Origin of the sequence: Amycolatopsis sp. FU40, assembly GCF_021903635.1 — a bacterium.
Taxonomy (GTDB): domain Bacteria; phylum Actinomycetota; class Actinomycetes; order Mycobacteriales; family Pseudonocardiaceae; genus Amycolatopsis; species Amycolatopsis dendrobii.
Window position 1 is genome coordinate 9734905 of record NZ_CP091381.1, and the last position, 17274, is coordinate 9752178.

The 17274-nt window shown below is 69.7% G+C and carries 15 protein-coding genes and 1 pseudogene; 9 read left to right on the forward strand and 7 right to left on the reverse strand.

Annotated elements, in window-relative coordinates:
- The first annotated feature begins 280 nt into the window (after positions 1-280).
- From rpsB to L3Q65_RS46310, 5 genes are all read left to right on the forward strand, one after another.
- Positions 281-1162: a 30S ribosomal protein S2 gene (gene rpsB, locus L3Q65_RS46290; RefSeq protein ID WP_182895655.1), complete on the forward strand. Its 882-nt coding sequence runs from the start codon at positions 281-283 to the stop codon at positions 1160-1162.
- A gap of 82 nt (positions 1163-1244) precedes the next feature.
- A complete protein-coding gene (tsf, locus tag L3Q65_RS46295) occupies positions 1245-2060 on the forward strand; it encodes a translation elongation factor Ts (RefSeq protein ID WP_067589176.1) in 816 nt (271 codons plus the stop codon).
- A gap of 96 nt (positions 2061-2156) precedes the next feature.
- On the forward strand, positions 2157-2903 hold the full coding sequence (pyrH, locus tag L3Q65_RS46300; protein WP_037366649.1) for a UMP kinase: 747 nt from the start codon (positions 2157-2159) through the stop codon (positions 2901-2903).
- A gap of 49 nt (positions 2904-2952) precedes the next feature.
- Positions 2953-3510 carry a ribosome recycling factor gene (gene frr / locus L3Q65_RS46305; protein WP_037810317.1) on the forward strand — a complete coding sequence of 186 codons (558 nt, stop codon included), beginning with the start codon at positions 2953-2955 and terminating at the stop codon, positions 3508-3510.
- A 287-nt stretch (positions 3511-3797) separates the two neighbouring features.
- Positions 3798-4685: a phosphatidate cytidylyltransferase gene (locus tag L3Q65_RS46310; RefSeq protein ID WP_237601018.1), complete on the forward strand. Its 888-nt coding sequence runs from the start codon at positions 3798-3800 to the stop codon at positions 4683-4685.
- A 4-nt stretch (positions 4686-4689) separates the two neighbouring features.
- Here the strand turns inward: L3Q65_RS46310 and L3Q65_RS46315 are convergent, their stop codons facing one another.
- On the reverse strand, positions 4690-5532 hold the full coding sequence (locus tag L3Q65_RS46315; protein ID WP_237598513.1) for a VOC family protein: 843 nt from the start codon (positions 5530-5532) through the stop codon (positions 4690-4692).
- A gap of 108 nt (positions 5533-5640) precedes the next feature.
- Between L3Q65_RS46315 and L3Q65_RS46320 the strand changes: the two genes are divergently transcribed.
- Positions 5641-6465: a class I SAM-dependent methyltransferase gene (locus tag L3Q65_RS46320; protein WP_237598514.1), complete on the forward strand. Its 825-nt coding sequence runs from the start codon at positions 5641-5643 to the stop codon at positions 6463-6465.
- Here L3Q65_RS46320 and L3Q65_RS46325 read toward each other — a convergent pair.
- Positions 6399-7067 (reverse strand): PadR family transcriptional regulator, encoded by a 669-nt coding sequence (locus L3Q65_RS46325; protein WP_182895658.1) that lies wholly within the window; start codon positions 7065-7067, stop codon positions 6399-6401. The genes L3Q65_RS46320 and L3Q65_RS46325 overlap by 67 nt on opposite strands.
- 183 nt (positions 7068-7250) lie before the next feature.
- Here L3Q65_RS46325 and L3Q65_RS46330 point away from each other — a divergent pair, with 183 nt between their 5' ends.
- A complete protein-coding gene (locus L3Q65_RS46330; RefSeq protein WP_182895659.1) occupies positions 7251-8903 on the forward strand; it encodes a glutamate--tRNA ligase in 1653 nt (550 codons plus the stop codon).
- A 43-nt stretch (positions 8904-8946) separates the two neighbouring features.
- Here the strand turns inward: L3Q65_RS46330 and L3Q65_RS46335 are convergent, their stop codons facing one another.
- On the reverse strand, positions 8947-9591 hold the full coding sequence (locus L3Q65_RS46335; protein ID WP_237598515.1) for a response regulator transcription factor: 645 nt from the start codon (positions 9589-9591) through the stop codon (positions 8947-8949).
- Positions 9576-10820, reverse strand: a complete 1245-nt coding sequence (locus tag L3Q65_RS46340; RefSeq protein WP_182895661.1) for a sensor histidine kinase — start codon at positions 10818-10820, stop codon at positions 9576-9578. The genes L3Q65_RS46335 and L3Q65_RS46340 overlap by 16 nt, the downstream gene beginning before the upstream one ends.
- A 183-nt stretch (positions 10821-11003) precedes the next feature.
- Here L3Q65_RS46340 and L3Q65_RS46345 point away from each other — a divergent pair, with 183 nt between their 5' ends.
- Complete coding sequence (locus L3Q65_RS46345) at positions 11004-11411, forward strand: hypothetical protein (RefSeq protein ID WP_182895662.1); 408 nt, start codon at positions 11004-11006, stop codon at positions 11409-11411.
- Here the strand turns inward: L3Q65_RS46345 and L3Q65_RS46350 are convergent.
- Positions 11395-13750 (reverse strand): annotated as a pseudogene (locus L3Q65_RS46350) (penicillin acylase family protein). The gene L3Q65_RS46345 and the pseudogene L3Q65_RS46350 sit on opposite strands and share 17 nt — an antisense overlap.
- Positions 13751-14065: 315 nt before the next feature.
- Positions 14066-15322, reverse strand: coding sequence for an aspartate aminotransferase family protein (locus L3Q65_RS46355; RefSeq protein ID WP_182895664.1), 1257 nt, complete (start codon positions 15320-15322; stop codon positions 14066-14068).
- A gap of 87 nt (positions 15323-15409) precedes the next feature.
- Here L3Q65_RS46355 and L3Q65_RS46360 point away from each other — a divergent pair, with 87 nt between their 5' ends.
- The gene (locus tag L3Q65_RS46360; protein WP_182895665.1) at positions 15410-16375 is read left to right on the forward strand and encodes a LysR family transcriptional regulator; all 966 of its coding nucleotides are present in this window, start codon (positions 15410-15412) and stop codon (positions 16373-16375) included.
- On the opposite strand, the gene L3Q65_RS46365 is transcribed toward L3Q65_RS46360, so the two are convergent.
- A complete protein-coding gene (locus L3Q65_RS46365) occupies positions 16309-17262 on the reverse strand; it encodes a nitronate monooxygenase family protein (RefSeq protein ID WP_182895666.1) in 954 nt (317 codons plus the stop codon). The two genes, L3Q65_RS46360 and L3Q65_RS46365, sit on opposite strands and share 67 nt — an antisense overlap.
- Positions 17263-17274 lie beyond the last annotated feature (12 nt).

Consider the following 17274-nt stretch of genomic DNA (forward strand, 5'->3'; position numbering starts at 1 on the left):
GGGTAGAATCAATTCCGCAGTCCACTCGCTGGGCTGACTTCGCGTGCACGTGCGCGCGTCCCCGGACGGGCCGCTTCGGCGGGAACCCGGACGGAGGGGCGCACGGTGTCCGGCGGTCCCTGGGGTTTCGCTCTGCCGAACCTGCGGGTCCGGGCATCGGCTGCTGCACCAGGGCCCACGACCTCCCGGTCGGGGGCGACTAACCGGAACAGCGCCTCCGCGGGCGGGTCGAACACCGACAGCGGGAGCGCGCGACTACAGAGAAGGTGTGATTCCGGCAATGGCCGTCGTCACCATGAAGCAGCTGCTCGACAGCGGCGTGCACTTCGGGCACCAGACCCGTCGGTGGAACCCGAAGATGAAGCGCTACATCTTCACCGAGCGCAACGGCATCTACATCATCGACCTGCAGCAGACGCTGACGTACATCGACCGTGCGTACGAGTTCATCAAGGAAACCGTCGCGCACGGCGGCACGATCATGTTCGTCGGCACGAAGAAGCAGGCTCAGGAAGCGATCGCCAACGAGGCCGCGCGCGTGGGCATGCCCTACGTGAACCAGCGCTGGCTCGGCGGCATGCTGACCAACTTCCAGACCGTCCACAAGCGCCTTCTGCGCCTGAAGGAGCTCGAGGCCCAGGAGCAGACCGGCGGCTTCACCGGGCTGACCAAGCGCGAGATCCTCACGCTGACCCGCGAGAAGGACAAGCTCGAGAAGACCCTGGGCGGCATCCGGGACATGGCCAAGGTGCCGTCCGCGGTGTGGATCGTCGACACCAAGAAGGAGCACATCGCCGTCGGCGAGGCTCGCAAGCTCAACATCCCGGTCGTCGCGATCCTCGACACCAACTGCGACCCGGACGAGGTCGACTACCCGATCCCGGGCAACGACGACGCGATCCGTTCCGCCGCGCTGCTGACGAAGGTCGTCGCCGAGGCCGCCGCGGCCGGGCTGATGGCCCGTTCCGGCCGCAACGGCGCCTCGGCCGACGCGAAGCCGGAGACCGGTGCTTCGGACGAGCCGCTGGCCGAGTGGGAGAAGGAGCTCCTCGCGGGCTCGGAGACCGCCGCCGCCGACGCGACCGAGGCCGCCGCCGCGACCGAGACCGCCGCGACCGAAACCGCGGAAGCGACCGGCGAGCAGGCTCCGGCCAACTCCTGATCCACCCCGTCCGGGCGGTCCGCGCAGGGCCGCCCGGACGGCGCTCACCGCACACGTACCTGAAACGGACGGATTCAACACGATGGCGAACTACACCGCCGCTGACGTGAAGCGCCTGCGCGAGATGACCGGCGCGGGCATGATGGACTGCAAGAAGGCCCTCGAGGAGAACGACGGCGACTTCGAGAAGGCTGTCGAGTTCCTGCGCATCAAGGGCGCCAAGGACGTCGGCAAGCGCGCCGAGCGCGCCACCGCCGAGGGCCTGGTCGCCGGCGACGGCGGCGTCATGATCGAGCTCGACTCGGAGACCGACTTCGTCGCCAAGAACGACGACTTCCAGCAGCTCGCGGCGAAGATCGTCGAGACCGCGAAGGCCCTGAAGTCCAGCGACGTCGAGGCGCTGAAGGCCGCCGACCTCGACGGCAAGCCGGTCAACGAGGTCGTGCAGGAGCTGTCGGCCCGCATCGGCGAGAAGCTCGAGCTGCGCCGCGTGGTGTCGTTCGAGGGCAAGACCGCGACCTACCTGCACCGCCGCGGCTCCGACCTCCCGCCCGCCGTCGGCGTGCTGGTCGAGTTCACCGGCGACGACACCGACGCCGCCCGCGGCGCCGCGATGCAGGTCGCCGCGCTGCGCGCGAAGTACCTGACCCGCGAGGAGGTGCCGGCCGAGATCATCGAGAACGAGCGCCGCATCGCCGAGCAGACCGCCCGCGAGGAAGGCAAGCCGGAGCAGGCGCTGCCGAAGATCATCGAGGGCAAGGTCAACGCGTACTACAAGGACAACGTGCTGCTCGAGCAGCCGTCGGTCAAGGACAACAAGAAGACCGTCAAGGCCCTGCTCGACGAGGCCGGCGTGACCCTGACCCGGTTCGCCCGGTTCGAGGTCGGCCAGGCCTGAGCGAGGCACTGGGACTAGGTTCTGGCACTGTGCCCCGTCTCCGCGCATCGGGGACGGGGCACAGTCGGGTCTACCGAGGGGCAGGAGGCGACAGACATGGGTGAGGACCGGGTCGAGGGCGGGTACCGCCGGGTGCTGCTGAAACTGGGCGGCGAGATGTTCGGCGGCGGCGCGGTGGGCGTCGACCCCGACGTCGTGCACTCCGTCGCCCAGCAGATCGCCGACGTCGCGCGCACCGGGGTGCAGATCGCGGTGGTGATCGGCGGCGGCAACTATTTCCGCGGCGCGGAGCTCTCCCAGCGCGGCATGGACCGCGACCGCGCCGACTACATGGCGATGCTCGGCACCGTGATGAACTGCCTCGCGCTGCAGGACTTCCTCGAAAAGGAAGGCCTTCCGACCCGCGTGCAGACCGCGATCACGATGGGCCAGGTCGCCGAGCCCTACATCCCGCGCCGTGCGGAACGGCACCTGGAGAAGGGCCGCGTCGTCATCTTCGGCGCCGGCGTCGGCATGCCGTACTTCTCCACCGACACCGCCGCCGCGCAGCGCGCGCTCGAACTCGGCTGCGAAGCCGTGCTGATGGCGAAGGCCGTGGACGGCGTCTACACCGCGGACCCGAAGACCGATCCGGACGCGAAGATGTTCACCGAGATCAGCCACCGCGAGGTGCTCGAGCGCGGCCTCAAGGTCGCCGACGCCACCGCGTTCAGCCTCTGCATGGACAACAAGATGCCGATCATCGTGTTCAACCTGCTCACCGAGGGCAACATCGCCCGCGCGGTGGGCGGTGAGAGGATCGGCACGCTGGTCTCGACCCCCGCCGACGAGGCGTCCGCCTAGACCTGCTGGGATCAAGCTCAGGTCCGACAACACAACACCGGGAGTAGCCGTGATCGACGAGACCCTCCTCGACGCCGAGGAGAAGATGGAAAAAGCGGTGTCCGTCGCGAAGGAAGACCTCACGTCGGTGCGCACCGGGCGGGCCCACCCGTCGATGTTCTCCCGCATCGTCGTCGAGTACTACGGTGCGCCGACCCCGTTGAACCAGCTGGCCAGCGTCAACGTGCCGGAGGCCCGGATGGCGTTGATCAAGCCTTACGACCAGACGCAGCTGAACGCCATCGAGAAGGCGATCCGCGAGTCCGACCTCGGCGTCAACCCGAGCAACGACGGCAACGTCATCCGCATCGTCATCCCGCAGCTCACCGAGGAGCGGCGCAAGGAGATGGTGAAGGTCGCGAAGGGCAAGGGCGAGGACGCCCGCGTCTCGATCCGCAGTGTCCGCCGCAAGGCCAAGGAAGAACTCGACCGCATCGCCAAGGACGGCGAAGCGGGCGAGGACGAGGTCGCGCGCGCCGAGAAGGAGCTGCAGAACCTCACCGACACCTACGTGCACCAGGTCGACGAGCTGGTGAAACACAAGGAAGCCGAGCTGCTCGAGGTCTGATGAGCCAGGTGAGCGAGGAACGCGACGAGCGGGTGAGCGACACCCCGCCACCGGGCCCGGCCGCCGAGCCGGACCCGGTTTCGCGGCTGGAACCGGCTCCGGAAAACCCTGCTGGGCAGCGGAACTCGGATTCCGTGACGAACGCGCGCGCGGAATCCGGTGCTGCGGCAGGGAATCACGCGGAATCCGAGGGCGAGTCGGCGAAGGGCGTTCCCGCGTACGGGCCGGGCCAGGGCGGGAAAGCCGCGGGCGAGCCGGGCAAGGGCGCACAAGCCGAAGACGGCTCCGTGAAAGGCGTTCCGGCCGGCGGGCCGGCCAAGGGCGAACCCGGGGACGGCGCGAAAGCCGAACCGGAGAAGAAGGCGTCCCGGGCCGGGCGCAACCTTCCCGCGGCGATCGGCGTCGGGCTGCTGCTCGGGGCCGCGATCATCGTTTCCCTGCTCACCGTCCGGTTCCTCTTCATCGGGGTCATCGCCGCCGCGATCGCGGTCGGCACGTTCGAGTTCTCCGGCGTCCTGCGCCGGGTCGCGGACACCAAGGTCGCGCTGATCCCGGTGCTCGTCGGCGGGCAGGCGATGATCTGGCTTGCCTGGCCGTTCGGCCGGGAAGGCGCGCTCACCGCGTTCGTGCTCACCGTGCTCGCCTGCCTGCTGTGGCGGTTGCCCGGCGGCGCGAAGGGCTACGTGCGCGACGTCAGCGCTTCCGTTTTCGCCGCCGCGTACCTGCCGTTGTTCGGCGCGTTCGCGGCCATGCTCGTGCCGCCGCACGACGGCGTCGGGCGCGTGCTCACCTTCCTGATCGCCGTGGTCGCCTCCGACACCGGCGGCTACATCGCCGGCGTGCTCGGCGGCAAGCACCCGATGGCTCCCACGATCAGCCCGAAGAAGTCCTGGGAAGGCTTCGCTGGTTCGATGATCGCGGGCATCGTCGCGGGCGTGCTCACGATCAGCCTGATGCTGGACGGCCACGCCTGGCAGGGCGTCATCTTCGGCGCGGCGATCGTGCTCACCGCGACGCTCGGCGACCTCGTCGAATCGCTCATCAAACGCGACCTCGGCATCAAGGACATGGGCACGCTGCTGCCCGGCCACGGCGGCATCATGGACCGCCTCGACTCGCTGCTGCCTTCGGCCGTCGTGTCGTGGCTGCTGCTGTCGGCCTTCGTCCCGGCCTGAGTCCTCAGTCGTCGTACGGGTCGTCGACCTCGGCGCGGCCCACGTCTTCCAGCACCCGCGAGTGGTCGATCACCGCGAACACCGCGCCGTCCGGATCGGCGAGGATCGCGGTGCGGCCGAACGGGGTGTCATACGGTTCGATCACCACCGAACCGCCCAGCATCAGCGCCTCGCCCGCCGCCGCGTCCGTGCCGCGCGCGGGGTCGATCTCGAAGTACACGAGCCAGTGCGGGGGAGTGTCCCGGCGGTATTCGGGCCCCATCACGTAGCGGTACAGCACCGCCGTGTGCTCAATGGAATATTCGGCATAGTCAACGCTTTCGCCGTCGCCGACCTGACGGCTCGAGTAGTTGAACAGCTTGGTGTAGAAGTGATCCGCGGCCACGCCGTCGTGCGTGTTGAGGTCCGCGCCGCTGAACGTGTTGGGCACGCCGCCCGCGAACTGCCAGTCCGGCGGGGCTTCCCAGAACACCACCGGCGCGCCGCACGCGTCGATCGCGTGCAGGATGCTGCCGCGCTCGGGGATCGCGATCGGCCCGAGCGTCACCTGCCCGCCGAGGTGTTCCACCCATTCGGCGGCGCTCGCCGTGTGCGGCACCGCGAGCTGCAGCGTCCAGCCGGGCGCGCTGCGGGCCCCGGCTTGGTACAGACCGCCGGCGGCCACTCCGTCGCACGAGGCGATGGAGTACCGGCCGGTCGGCGCCGCGGGATCGCGCCGGGTTTCGTATTCCCAGCCGAAAAGGCGGGAGTAGAAGTCCTGGGTCCGGGCTTCGTCGTGGCACGCCACCTCGACCCAGCAGGGCAGGCCTGCCGGGAGCGTGCGGGCGAGTTGCCAGTCGGTCGACATGCGTTCTCCTCCCCGAGAGGGTGAAGTCTATTCGGCGGAGCGGCGTTCTACGCTCTGAGCGGGAAAGCTGCCGCGCCGGTCGGAGCCCCGGGACCGGAAAGGAGTGCCGTGCGCTGGTTGTTCCGCGGTCCGGCGGCGTCCGAGGAAGTCGTTCCCAGCCCGAACATCTGGTACTACCAGCACGTTTACGACGTGGAGAACCGGGCGCAGGACGCGGACGGCGAGATCTGGCGCGTACTGCGCGAAGAGCGCGACTGGACCGGTCTCGACGTGCTCGATCTCGGCTGCGGTGACGGATACCACCTGCCGCTCTTCGCCGAGGACGCGCGTTCGGTGCTCGGAATCGAACCGCACCCGCCGCTCGCGCGGGACGCGGAGCGACGGGTGCGGGATCTGGAGAACGTGCGGGTCCGCTTGGGACGGGCGCAGCGGCTGCCCGCGGACGACGCCAGTGTGGACATCGTGCACGCGCGCACCGCGTATTTCTTCGGCCCTGGATGCGAACCGGGGTTGCGCGAAGCGGAACGGGTGCTGCGGCCCGGAGGATCGATCATGATCGTCGACCTCGACGTGACCAGCGAGCCGTACGGCGGGTGGATGCGCGCGGACTTGCCGCACTACGACCCGCCTGCGGTGGAACGGTTCTTCGCCGCGCACGGCTTCAACTGCCGGCGCGTACGCACGCGTTGGCGCTTCGCGGACTTCGCCGCGGCGGAATCAGTGTTGAAGATCGAGTTCAGCGCGAAGGTCGCGAAGCGGGCAATCGCTGACACGCGCCGCTTGAACCCGGGATCGGGCGAGGTGACGCTGCCGGTGGGTTATCGCGTGCATTGCCGCGTCAAACCCACCGGCCTCGTCCTGCCCGGTCACTCGGCTGCCTCTCCGGACTCGGCCGAATCTTCGGACTCCTCGACCTCGCCAAGGATCGAGTAGATCGACCGGCGTGCCTCGTTGAGCACGTCCACCGCACGGGCCTGCTGGTTCTCGCTGCCGGCACGCATCACCTGCACGACTGCCGCGGCGAGCGTCGCGCCCGCCTTGCGCAGGTCGTGCTCGACCGGTTCGACGTCGTCGGTGAAGTGCTCCCACGGCGGGGTGCCGGTCTGCTGTTCGGCGGTGCTGCGGCCCTCGTCGGTGAGCTCGAAGAGCTTCTTGCCGCTCTCGTCTCGGCTCACGACCAGGCCTTCGTCGGCCAGCATCTGCAGGGTCGGGTAGATCGAGCCGGGGCTGGGCTTCCAGAGCCCGCCGCTGCGCTCGCCGATCTCGCGGATGATCTCGTACCCGTGCCGCGGCTGTTCCGCGAGCAGGGTGAGGATCGCCGCCCGCACGTCGCCGCGCCTGCCGCGCCGGGAGCCGCGGCGTCCGCCCGGACCGTGGCCGCGGCGTCCGCGACCGCCAGGCCCGAAGGCGAACTCGCCGAATTCCCGGCCCCACGGGCCGAACGAGGAGCGTCCGCGCTCGTCGTGTTCTCCGTGTTCGTGATGTCCGCCGGGGAACGAGCGTCCGCCGGGGAAGGGGTGTCGTCGTCGGTTCATGGTCTTGGTTTCCTTTCTCGAACTGTTGCGACACGTTCACGATATATCGGAAACGGTCGGTTGGCAACCGTGCCGACAACCACAGCGGCGACCCGGGGACCTGACCGACCGGGGAAGACGGCGGTCGGCGATACTCGAAGCACTAGCGAAAACACCCGAACGACCTGGGAGACCCGACCTCCGATGCTGGACCGTGCGGTCATCGACGCCCTGTTCCCCGCGGATCTGCCCGAGCCTGAGCACTGGGAACAGCGCTATCCGGCCCGGCAGCTGCCCGACGGCGCGAAGGTGACCCGGTTCGGCCCGTCGCCGACCGGCTTCGTGCACATCGGCGGCATCTACGTCGCGACGATCGACCAGGACGTCGCGCGTCGTTCCGAGGGGCGCTACCTGGTACGCGTCGAAGACACCGACCAGTCGCGCGAGGTCGAGGGCGCGCTGGAGCAGTTCGAACGCGGCTTCGCGTACTTCGGGCTGCAGGCCGACGAGGACGCGGTGCGCGGCGGCGAGTACGGGCCGTACCGGCAGTCCGAGCGCGAGCAGATCTACCTCACCTACGTACGGCACCTTCTGCGCGAAGGCCGCGCGTACATCGACTTCGCGACGAAGGACGAACTGGCGTCCATCACTGCGCGACAGCAGGCGACGAAGCTTCCGACGGGCTACTACGGCTCGTGGGCGATCTGGCGCGACGCCGACCCGGCCGACGTGCAGGCGAAGCTCGACGCGGGCGAGCCGTGGGTGGTCCGCTTCCGCGCGCCCGACGACACCGGTCAGCGCGTGCGCTTCACCGACGCCATCCGCGGCACCATCGAGGCCGAGGCCAACCGCAACGACGTGGTGATCCTCAAGAGCTCCGACCAGAGCCCGCGGCTGCCGACCTACCACTTCGCGCACGCGGTCGACGACCACCTGATGCGGGTGAACCTCGTGATCCGCGGCGACGAGTGGATCTCCTCGGTGCCGACGCACCAGCAGCTCTTCGAGGCGCTCGGCTTCGAGCCGATCCAGTACGCGCACATCGCGCCGCTGATGAAGCAGGAGGGCGGCAGCAAGCGGAAGCTGTCCAAGCGCAAGGACCCGGAAGCCTCCGTCGACTTCTACCTCGAAGCCGGCTACCCGGTCCCGGCGGTGCTGTACTACCTGCGCGGCCTGGCGAACGGACGGCTCGCCGAGATGCCGCTGCCCGAAGCGCTCGACGCGCCGATCAACCTCGACGAGTGCGGCGTCGCCGGCCCGCTCGTGGACCTGGTGAAGCTGGACGACCTCGCCGCCGACTATGTCGCGACGCTGTCCGGCGAGGAGATCCTCGCGTCGGTGCTGGAGTGGGCCGAGCGGTTCGACCCGGAGCTGAAGGCGGTCCTCGAGTCCTCGCGCGAGCTGGCGCTGCGCGCGCTGGCGGTGGAGCGCGAGGGCGTCGAGAACCCGCGCAAGGACCTGAAGAAGTGGAGCGAGTTCCGCGCCGTCTACGGGTTCTTCTTCCCGCAGCTGCACCAGGCGGCGACCGGTCCCGACGACGAGCGGATCGCGGCGCTGGGCGTTCCGGCGGACGTCGTGCGCGCGGTGGCGTCGGACTTCGTGTCGGCGTACCAGCAGCTCGACGACGGCCAGGAGTGGTTCCAGCAGATCCGCGAGGTCGCGGCGAAGCACGGATTCGCCAAGAACGCCAAGGAATACAAGAAGGACCCGGACGCCTACCCGGGTTCGATCCGCGAGGCGTCGCAGATCATCCGGATCGCGATCACCGGGTCGACCCGCAGCCCGGACCTGCACTCGATTACCCAGGCACTGGGCGCGGAAGAGACGCTGCGGCGCTTCGGCGATCTGGTCAACTGACCCCGTCGTGAGTGCTGATCGCGGTTCTCACCGTGATCAGCACTCACGAGTTGAGGTACGTCAGCACCGCCAGGACGCGCCGGTTTCCGGTGTCGTCGTCGGTGATGCCGAGTTTGCCGAACAGCGACGTCGTGTACTTGCTGATCGCGCTTTCGCTCAGGAACAGCCGCCGGGCGATCTCCGCGTTCGACAGGCCTTCCGCCATCAGCTCCAGCACCGAACGTTCGCGCTCGGTCAGCGAGCCGAGGCGCTGGTCCGGCGCCCCGCTGGTGAGCAGCTTCGAGATCACCGCCGGGTCCATCGCCGTGCCGCCCGCCGCGACGCGTTCGAGCGCGTCGATGAACTGCTCGGCCTCGAAAACGCTGTCCTTCAACAGATATCCGACGCCGCTGGCCCCGTCGACCAGCAGTTCGCGGGCGTAGAGCTGCTCGACGTGCTGCGACAGGATCAGCACCGGCAGCCCGGGCGTCTCGCGGCGCGCGGCGAGAACCGCACGCAGGCCCTCGTCGGTTTGCGTCGGCGGCATGCGGACGTCGACCACGGCGACGTCCGGCCGGTGCTCCCGCAGGACGGCGACGGTTTCCGGGCCGGTCGTCGCGGTCGCCATCACCTCGTGGCCGTAGGCCTGGAGGAGCCGGACCAATCCGTCTCGCAGCAGGTAGAGGTCTTCGGCTACGACGATGCGCATGGCACCATCATCCACGCTCGCGTCGGACCGCCTTCCGGGCTGGTGACCTCCAGCGTGCCGTCGAAGACCGCGAGACGGCGGCGCAATCCGCCGAGTCCGCCGTCCGGGTGGATTTCGGCCCCGCCGAGGCCGTCGTCCTCGACCGCGGCGCACAGCCGATTCCCCTCCTGTAAAAGGGAAACCTGCACGTGCGACGCATGCGCGTGCTTCACCGTGTTGGCGAGCAACTCCGCGATTCCGAAGTACAGCGCGGATTCGATCGGCGGATCGAGCGGCTGCGGCAAATCTGCTTCGACCGTCACGTCGAGCGGCAGATCCATCGCCATCGCGCGGACCGCGTCGGCAAGACCGCGTTCGTTCAGCACCGGCGGGCTGATGCCGCGGACCAGCTCGCGCAATTCGGTGAGCGACGTGGCCGCACCGGCGCGGGCGTCGCGCAGCAATTCCTTGGCCTGCTCGGGATTCGTCTCCATCAGCTTCTCCGCCGTCGCCAGCGCGAGGCCGAGCGCGACGAGCCGGGCTTGTGCCCCGTCGTGCAGATCCCGTTCGATGCGGCGGATTTCCGCGGCTTGCGCGATGGTGGTGTCCGCGCGCAACGCGGTCAGCGTGTCGACCCGGTCGGCCAGTTCCATCGTGGCGGACGCGCCCAGGAACCGCGTGGCCACCGGGATGACGCTCCGCCAGGCGTACGGCGCGGTCGCGATCGTGACCAGCAGGCCGGCGAGGTATCCGCCCGGAAGGTTCACCATGGTCAGCACCGCCGCGACGACACCGAGCAGCGGCACGAGCGCGACCAGGCCGAACGAGACCGGCGCGATCAGGGCGAACCGCAGGTCCCGCCAGGTCGCCGGGTCGTAGCGCCAGTTCTTCAAGCGCTGCTCGCGCCGGGCCTCTTCCCTGGTGCGCGAGTAGGAGTGGCCGTTCCACCAGTATCCGGTCGAGAGCTGGGTGATCGGCGGCAGCTTGCGGTATCCGGGCGGCAGGGCGATGCCGGTCCAGTTCGCGACCATGGTCCGCGTCATCCGGCAGACCGGCTTCGCCAGCGCCAGCGTCCCGATCCCCGCCCAGATGAACGGCGCGATCCATGACCACGGGCTGCCGCCCCACAGCTGCCACAAGCCGACCGCGGCCGCCCACACGGCCGGGATCAGCAGGGCCACGCCCGCTGCTTGGGCGGCGCGGACGAATCCCACCCCGCAGTCGCGCACCCAGGATCGTAGCTGTCGCATCGTTTCTTCCCCCCTGTCCATCCGGCTTCGCGGTCCACTGTGCACCACGAAACGCCGGATTCCCGCCGCCGCGGGACAGGAGTGGGTCCAGCCCCACCCCCTTGTGCGGCCAGACCCATACCGGGTCCGGCCGCGGCTTCCTAGCGTTGCTGGCACAACGGGAAACCACAAGGGAGAACAGCGATGCAGACCATCGAACGCACCACCGGAACCGCCGCCCAGCGTCCGTTCGGCCTCGTGAAGGGGTTCGTCGTGGCCTACGGGGCGATGGGCGCGGCCGTCTTCGGCACGATCGTCGCGCTGGCTGCCGCCGACGGCCCGGCGTCCGGCTTCATGTGGACGCGGTCCGCACTGGTGCCGGTCAGCGCAGCGATCATGTACTGGCTGGTCACGCTCGCGGCGCGGGGCTCGCGCCGCGCTTACGAGCGGGCCCGGCTCATCTCGGTGGTCGCGCCGATCGCGCTCGTCGGCGTCGATCTGATCCCGGGCGCGTGCCCGCTCTGGTTCCTGCTGCTGCAGTCCGCCTGCGCCGTGCTGCTGGCTTGCGCGGCGTTCCCGCTCGTCCGGATGCGGGCTACGTTCCCGAAGTGAACCTCGGGACCAGCCGGATCCGGGTGTCGAGGTTGCGTTCGACGGCCGAGCGGCTCGACAGCAGGGGGAACGAGCCGCCGGACGCCCACAGGTCGTTCAGGTCGCGGTAGTGCGGGCTGCGCGGATCGCCGGACTGGCCGGGTGCGTTGATCGCCCGCGACGCGTCCCAGTCGCCGACGTCGAGCGCCATCTTGAAGGTCGCACCGATGATCTGCTGGTAGGTGAGCGGGTGGAAGAACGACGGGTGGACGGTCTGGTAGTCGCCGCCGACCGGGGTCGGGCCGACGTTCGGGCCCCCAGCCGGGTGCACGAACTCCTGGTACTGCAGCGAGCCCCAGCGCCACTTCCCCGGGTCGCCGCCGAGTTTTCCGGCGACGTCGCGGAAAGCGAGCGGGAGGGTGTCGAGGATCAGCTTGTCGCGCTTGGCCGCGCCGCCGGGGCCGAACCACGCGTCCGGGTCGGCGAAGGAGGCGAGCACGAGGCTGAAATCCGGATTGATGGTGCGGGACAGGACATCCGCGGCGGCTTGCGGGAGCATCGCGTGCGCCCAGCCGCCGTGGAGGTACTTCAGCAGCCACGTTTCGTACAGCGCGGCGGGTGCGGAATCGACTGAGGCGACGCCGTCGAAACCGCGCAGCAGATCGAGTGCCTTCGCGGTGTCCGGATCGGTGGCGGAGAGGTTTCGCAGGAACGGGACGAGCCGGGTGGCCAGCAGAGACTTCTCGTCGCGCTGGATGGCGAGCGAATCGGCGACGCGGGCGCGCGGCGCGGACTTGATCAGCTCGTCGATCCGCTCCTTGCGGTACGGCAGCTGCCATTCGTAGTTCGACACCACGGGGAAGCCCGGCGGGAGGTTGTAGTCGTTGGCGGAGGCGAAGAATCCGGCGGGCGGATTGTGCTGCCAGGGGAGTTCGGAGTTGGCGTAGAAGCCGCTCCACTCGTAGCGCCCGTCACCGGGGACGGGCAGCAGGCCGTCGTATCCGGCCCCGGTGCGGCGCGGGGTCAGCGCGCCGGGGACGTAGCCGATGTCGCCGTGGACGTCGGCGTAGACGAGGTTCGATCCGGGCGCGCCCCACTTGCGCATCCCGGCGGTGAACTCGGTGAAGTTGCGGGCCCGCTGGTAGTTCAGGCTGCCGAGGTAGGCCGCGCTGCCCGGTTCGGTCCACGCGGTGCGCACGGCGAACGCCCGGTTGGCTGCTTCGTCGACCTTCACGATCGGGCCGTGCCGGGTGAAGGACAGTTCGCGGGTCGCCACGTGACTTAGCGAGCACCGGGATCGTTTCGGTGACCTTGGTGATCGGCTCCCAGCCGCCGCGGTAGCGGTACCGGCTGTGGTCGGCGGGGTCGAGATCGTAGACGTAGAGGTCGGTCTGGTCGACCGGCAGGTTCGTCAGCCCGAACGCGACGGAATCGTTGTGCCCGATGGCGATGCCCGGGTTCCACGGCTCGCCCGCGCCGGTGAGGTTCAGGCCGGGCGCGGAAAGCTGGGCGACATAGCGGCCGGACGGCAACGCGTCGGCGCCGCGGTGCGGGTCGTTGGCGAGGATCGGCCGTCCGGTGGCGGTGCGGCCCGGGCCGATCGCCCACGAGTTGCTGCCGCTCGTGGCGTCGGCGATGTCCTTCGGCCCGGCGACGCCCTTCGGGAACGTGACGGCCGCGGTTGCCTTGTTGTACACGGAAAGCACGTCGCCGGGGACGGAACAGGGGTCGAGGCCTTCGGGTGCCGCGGCCTCGTGGTCGGGGTGCAGGCTGCGGAGGTATCTGCTCGCGTCCGGCCCGGCCTGGCACACCATTTGCGCGCGGGCGACCTCCCACATGAGGTTCTCGCCGATCGCGTGCGTGCGGATGCGGACCACGTCCTCGGGCTGCCACCGCGACGGCTGGTAGCCGAGCTTGCCGAACTCCGGCGGGGCGGCTTCGGGGTGTTTGGCGAGCCAGTCGATGTAGGAGTTGATCCCCTCGGCGAAGCGGGTGGCGGCGAGTTTGGCTTCGGGACCGTAGGAAGCCCATTCTTTCTGCATGTCGCCGCGGTAGAGGAAAAGCCGGGCGGCGCGGTCTTGGTCCACATAGGACTCGCCGAGGACTTCGCTGAGCAACCCGAGTCCCCGGCGGCGCCAGGTGTCGAGCTGGAAGAGCCGGTCGCGGGCGACGGTGAATCCCTGTGCGTAGAACAGGTCCGCGGTGTTGGCTGCGTAGATGTGCGGGACGCCCCACTTGTCGACGAGCAGGTCGACCGGGCGGGAAAGGCCGTCCAGCGCGACGGTCCTGGCCCCCGCTGCGGCCGGTGTGGTGCCGAGCAGCGTCAGAACGAGTATCAGGACGGTCGCTTTGGATCGCATTTCCCCACCCCCGGCAGCAGCGTTGACCCCGCGCACGCTAATCGCGGCGATCGGCGGGACCCACCCCTGAACCGGGACGAGTAGGGGGAACCGGACTCCGGGTGCCGTACTGTCCCTGCTCAGACCGAACTCCTGGGGGAATCGATGCGCCGGACGGCAAGACCGGCGCCCCGCTCGCGAACACCGACCCGGGGGCCAGGACCTGCGCAGTCGTCCTCGCGGTGACCACCCACGAGCTGGTGACCGTGGCCGTGGACACCTGCGACATCGCCAAGAAGGCGGCGACCGCCATCGCGGGCCGCATTCCGCGCTGAGCTACGAGACGTCCCCGATCGCCTCGTCCAGAATGGACAGTCCGAGGTCGATCTCGCTGCCGGAGGCGGTCAGCGGCGGCGCGATCCGGAACACCCCGCCCATGCCGGGCAGTTGCACGATGTTCATGTGCAGCCCGAGTTCGAGGCACCGCTGCGTCACGCGCGCGCCGAGTTTGTCCGTGTCCGGGCCGCCGCCGCTCAGTTCCAGTCCGGCGAGCAGTCCCCGGCCGCGGATCTCGCCGACCGCCTCGTGCCGCGTCGCGATTTCGTCCAGTCCGGTGCGCAGCCGGGCGCCGAGGTCGCGGGCGCGTTCGTCGAGGCGGTCGCGGATCAGCACGTCCAGCACGGTGTTCCCGACCGCGGCGGGAAGCGGGTCCGAGACGTGCGTGGTGAAGAACAGGTACCCGCGTTCGTGGGCTTCCTGCTCGATTTCCGCGCTCGTCAGCACGGCGGCGAGCGGCAGTCCGGCACCGAGCGTTTTGGACACCGTGAGGATGTCCGGTACCACGCCGTCGTGCTCGAAGGCGTACCAGGTTCCGGTGCGGCACAACCCGGTCTGTGCTTCGTCGAGGATCAGCAGCATGCCGCGTTCCCGGCATTTCCGTTGCAGGGCCTGGAAATAGCCCGGCGGGGGCACGAGGATTCCGCCGGAGCTGAGGATCGGCTCCACCAGGCACGCGGCGAGGCTGCCGACCGACTGCGCGTCGATCAGGTCGAATGCGAGATCCAGCTGGTGTTCCCAGTCCGCGCCGGGCACCGGGATGGCGAAGTTGCCGGGTGCGCCGGGGCCGTAGCCCTTGCGGCCCGCGCTGTAGGTGGCGCTCGCCGCGGCCTGCGTCATCCCGTGCCAGGACCGGGCGAACGAGACGATCTCGTGCTTGCCCGTCACCAGCTTGGCCATCCGCAGCGCGGCCTCGTTGGACTCGGCGCCGGTGGTGAGCAGCAGCGCTTTTTCCAGCGGGTCCGGCAGCGTTTCGGCGAGCCGCCGCGCGAGGTCGACCACGGGACGGCTCAGCATCCCGCTGAACAGATGGTCGAGCTTCGCGGCCTGTTTCCGGACGGTCTCGACGATTTCCGGATGCGCGTGCCCGAGGATCGCGCTCATCTGCCCGGACGTGAAGTCGAGGATCCGCCGCCCGTCCTCGGTGAAGACGAAACTGCCCTCGGCGCGGTCGATGATCTCGCCGGTGAACGAGCCGGGGCCGGCGTAGCGGACGAGGTGCCGGTCGACGTCGGACCAGAAGGTGTCGGTGGCCATGGCTTCGACGGTAAGGCCGGGCCGAGCGCCGCGTCCATCTCACAGTTTCCGCTTGCCTGTGCGATGGCATCGAACAACGATGGGGGCATGCTGAACCCCTGGCGGCTGCGGCTGCTGAGCCGGCTCGCGGTGCTGGGCACGGTGCGCGCGGTGGCGCAGGACGTGAATCTCAGCGCTTCCACGGTGTCGCATCAGCTCGCGTTGCTGGAGACCGAAACCCGCACCCGGCTGCTGGAACGCACCGGTCGCCGCGTCCGGCTGACTCCGGCCGGGGAGAAACTGGCCCGGCAGGCACGCGCGATCCTCGATCATCTCGACGCGGTCGAGGCCGAACTGCGCGGCGGCGAACCGGCCGGGCTCGTGCGGATCGGCGCGTTCCAGAGCGCGATCCACACCTTCGCCGTACCCGCCGCGACCCGTCTCGCGCAGACCTATCCGCGGCTGGAAACCGAACTGGCGGAACGGGAACCGCACGAGAGCGTCCCGGCGCTGCGGGCGGGCGACAGCGACGTCGTCATCACCACGACCGACTTCGCCGACCTGCCGCTCGGCCCCGACCTCGAGATCATCCGGCTGGCGACCGACCCGATCGTGCTGGTCACCGCGCTCGACCGGCCGGAGCCGCCCGGGCCCGCGGTGCTCGCGGACTACGCGGGCGAACCGTGGGCGCTCGACATTCCCCCGTCCTACATGGCGAATCTGACGCTGCGGCTTTGCCGCGAATCGGGATTCGAACCGCGCGTGGTGTGCCGGTTCAGCAACTACCTGATGACGTTGCAGCACGTCGAAGCCGGGCTGTCGATCGCGTTGCTGCCCGGGCTGGCGGTGGACCCGCGGTACCGGGTCGCGACGAAAGCGCTGGCAACGCCGGTGACGCGCACGATCGTCGCGGTCACCCGGTGCGGATCGCCGCGGCGCGCGGCGGTGAACGCGGTGCTCGACGCGCTGCGGCAGCCGGTCGAGCTTCCGGCGGACGTGGAGCAGGCTCAGCCGACGAGGTCCGCGACGATTTCGGCTGCTGGAGCGATGTTTCGGAGCAACCCCGCGGATTGACCGGCGTAGTGCGCCAAAGCTTCGAGGTCTCCGGTCATCCCCGGCACCGGGATCATGTCGTCGTAGCGATGCCACGGATTCCCGGCCGCGTCCGTTGCCACGACGTCGCCTTCGCCAGGGCGTTCCGCGCGTGGTTCGCCCGCTGCTTCCCATCGCGTCAGTGTCGAATTGCGCAGGGCGCGGTGCGGCGCATCGGGCCAACCGCCGTCGAAACAGCGGGTGTGGACGGCGTCCTCGAGGTCCGCGGCGAGGACGGCTTCGCGGTAGGAATCGTGGGTCGCTGCTTCGGTCGCGGTCAGGAAACGGGTGCCCAGCCAGCCGCCTTGCGCGCCGAGAGCGAGCACCGCGGCGAGCCCGCGGCGGTCGGCGATTCCGCCTGCGGCGAGCACGGGAATCGGAGCGACCGCATCCACGACGGCGGGCACCAGCACGAGCGTCGACGCCTGGCCGCGGACGTGTCCGCCCGCTTCCCAGCCTTGCGCGACCACGACGTCGACGCCTGCCTCCGCCGCTTGTCGCGCTTCGGCGACCGAGCCCGCGGTGTGGATCAGCTGCGCGTCCTTGACGCGTGCGGCGACCTTGGCGGGGTCGCCCCAGAACGTCGAGACGATCGGGACTTCCTCGGCGAGGCAGGCGTCGAGCACGTCGTCGATCGGGAAGTCGAGCACGAGGTTGACCGCGAACGGACGGTCGGTGCGGCGGCGCACCTCGCGGATCCGGCGGACTGCCTCGTCCGGGTCGGTCCAGGTGAGCGCGAGCGTCCCCAGACCGCCCGCGTTCGAGACCGCGGCGGCGAGCGCCGGGGTCGCCGCGGAGCCGATCGGGGCCTGCGCGACGGGCACGTCGATGCCGAGCGCGGTGCAGACCTGCTTCGGAAATCGAATCATGGCGGCCGATGT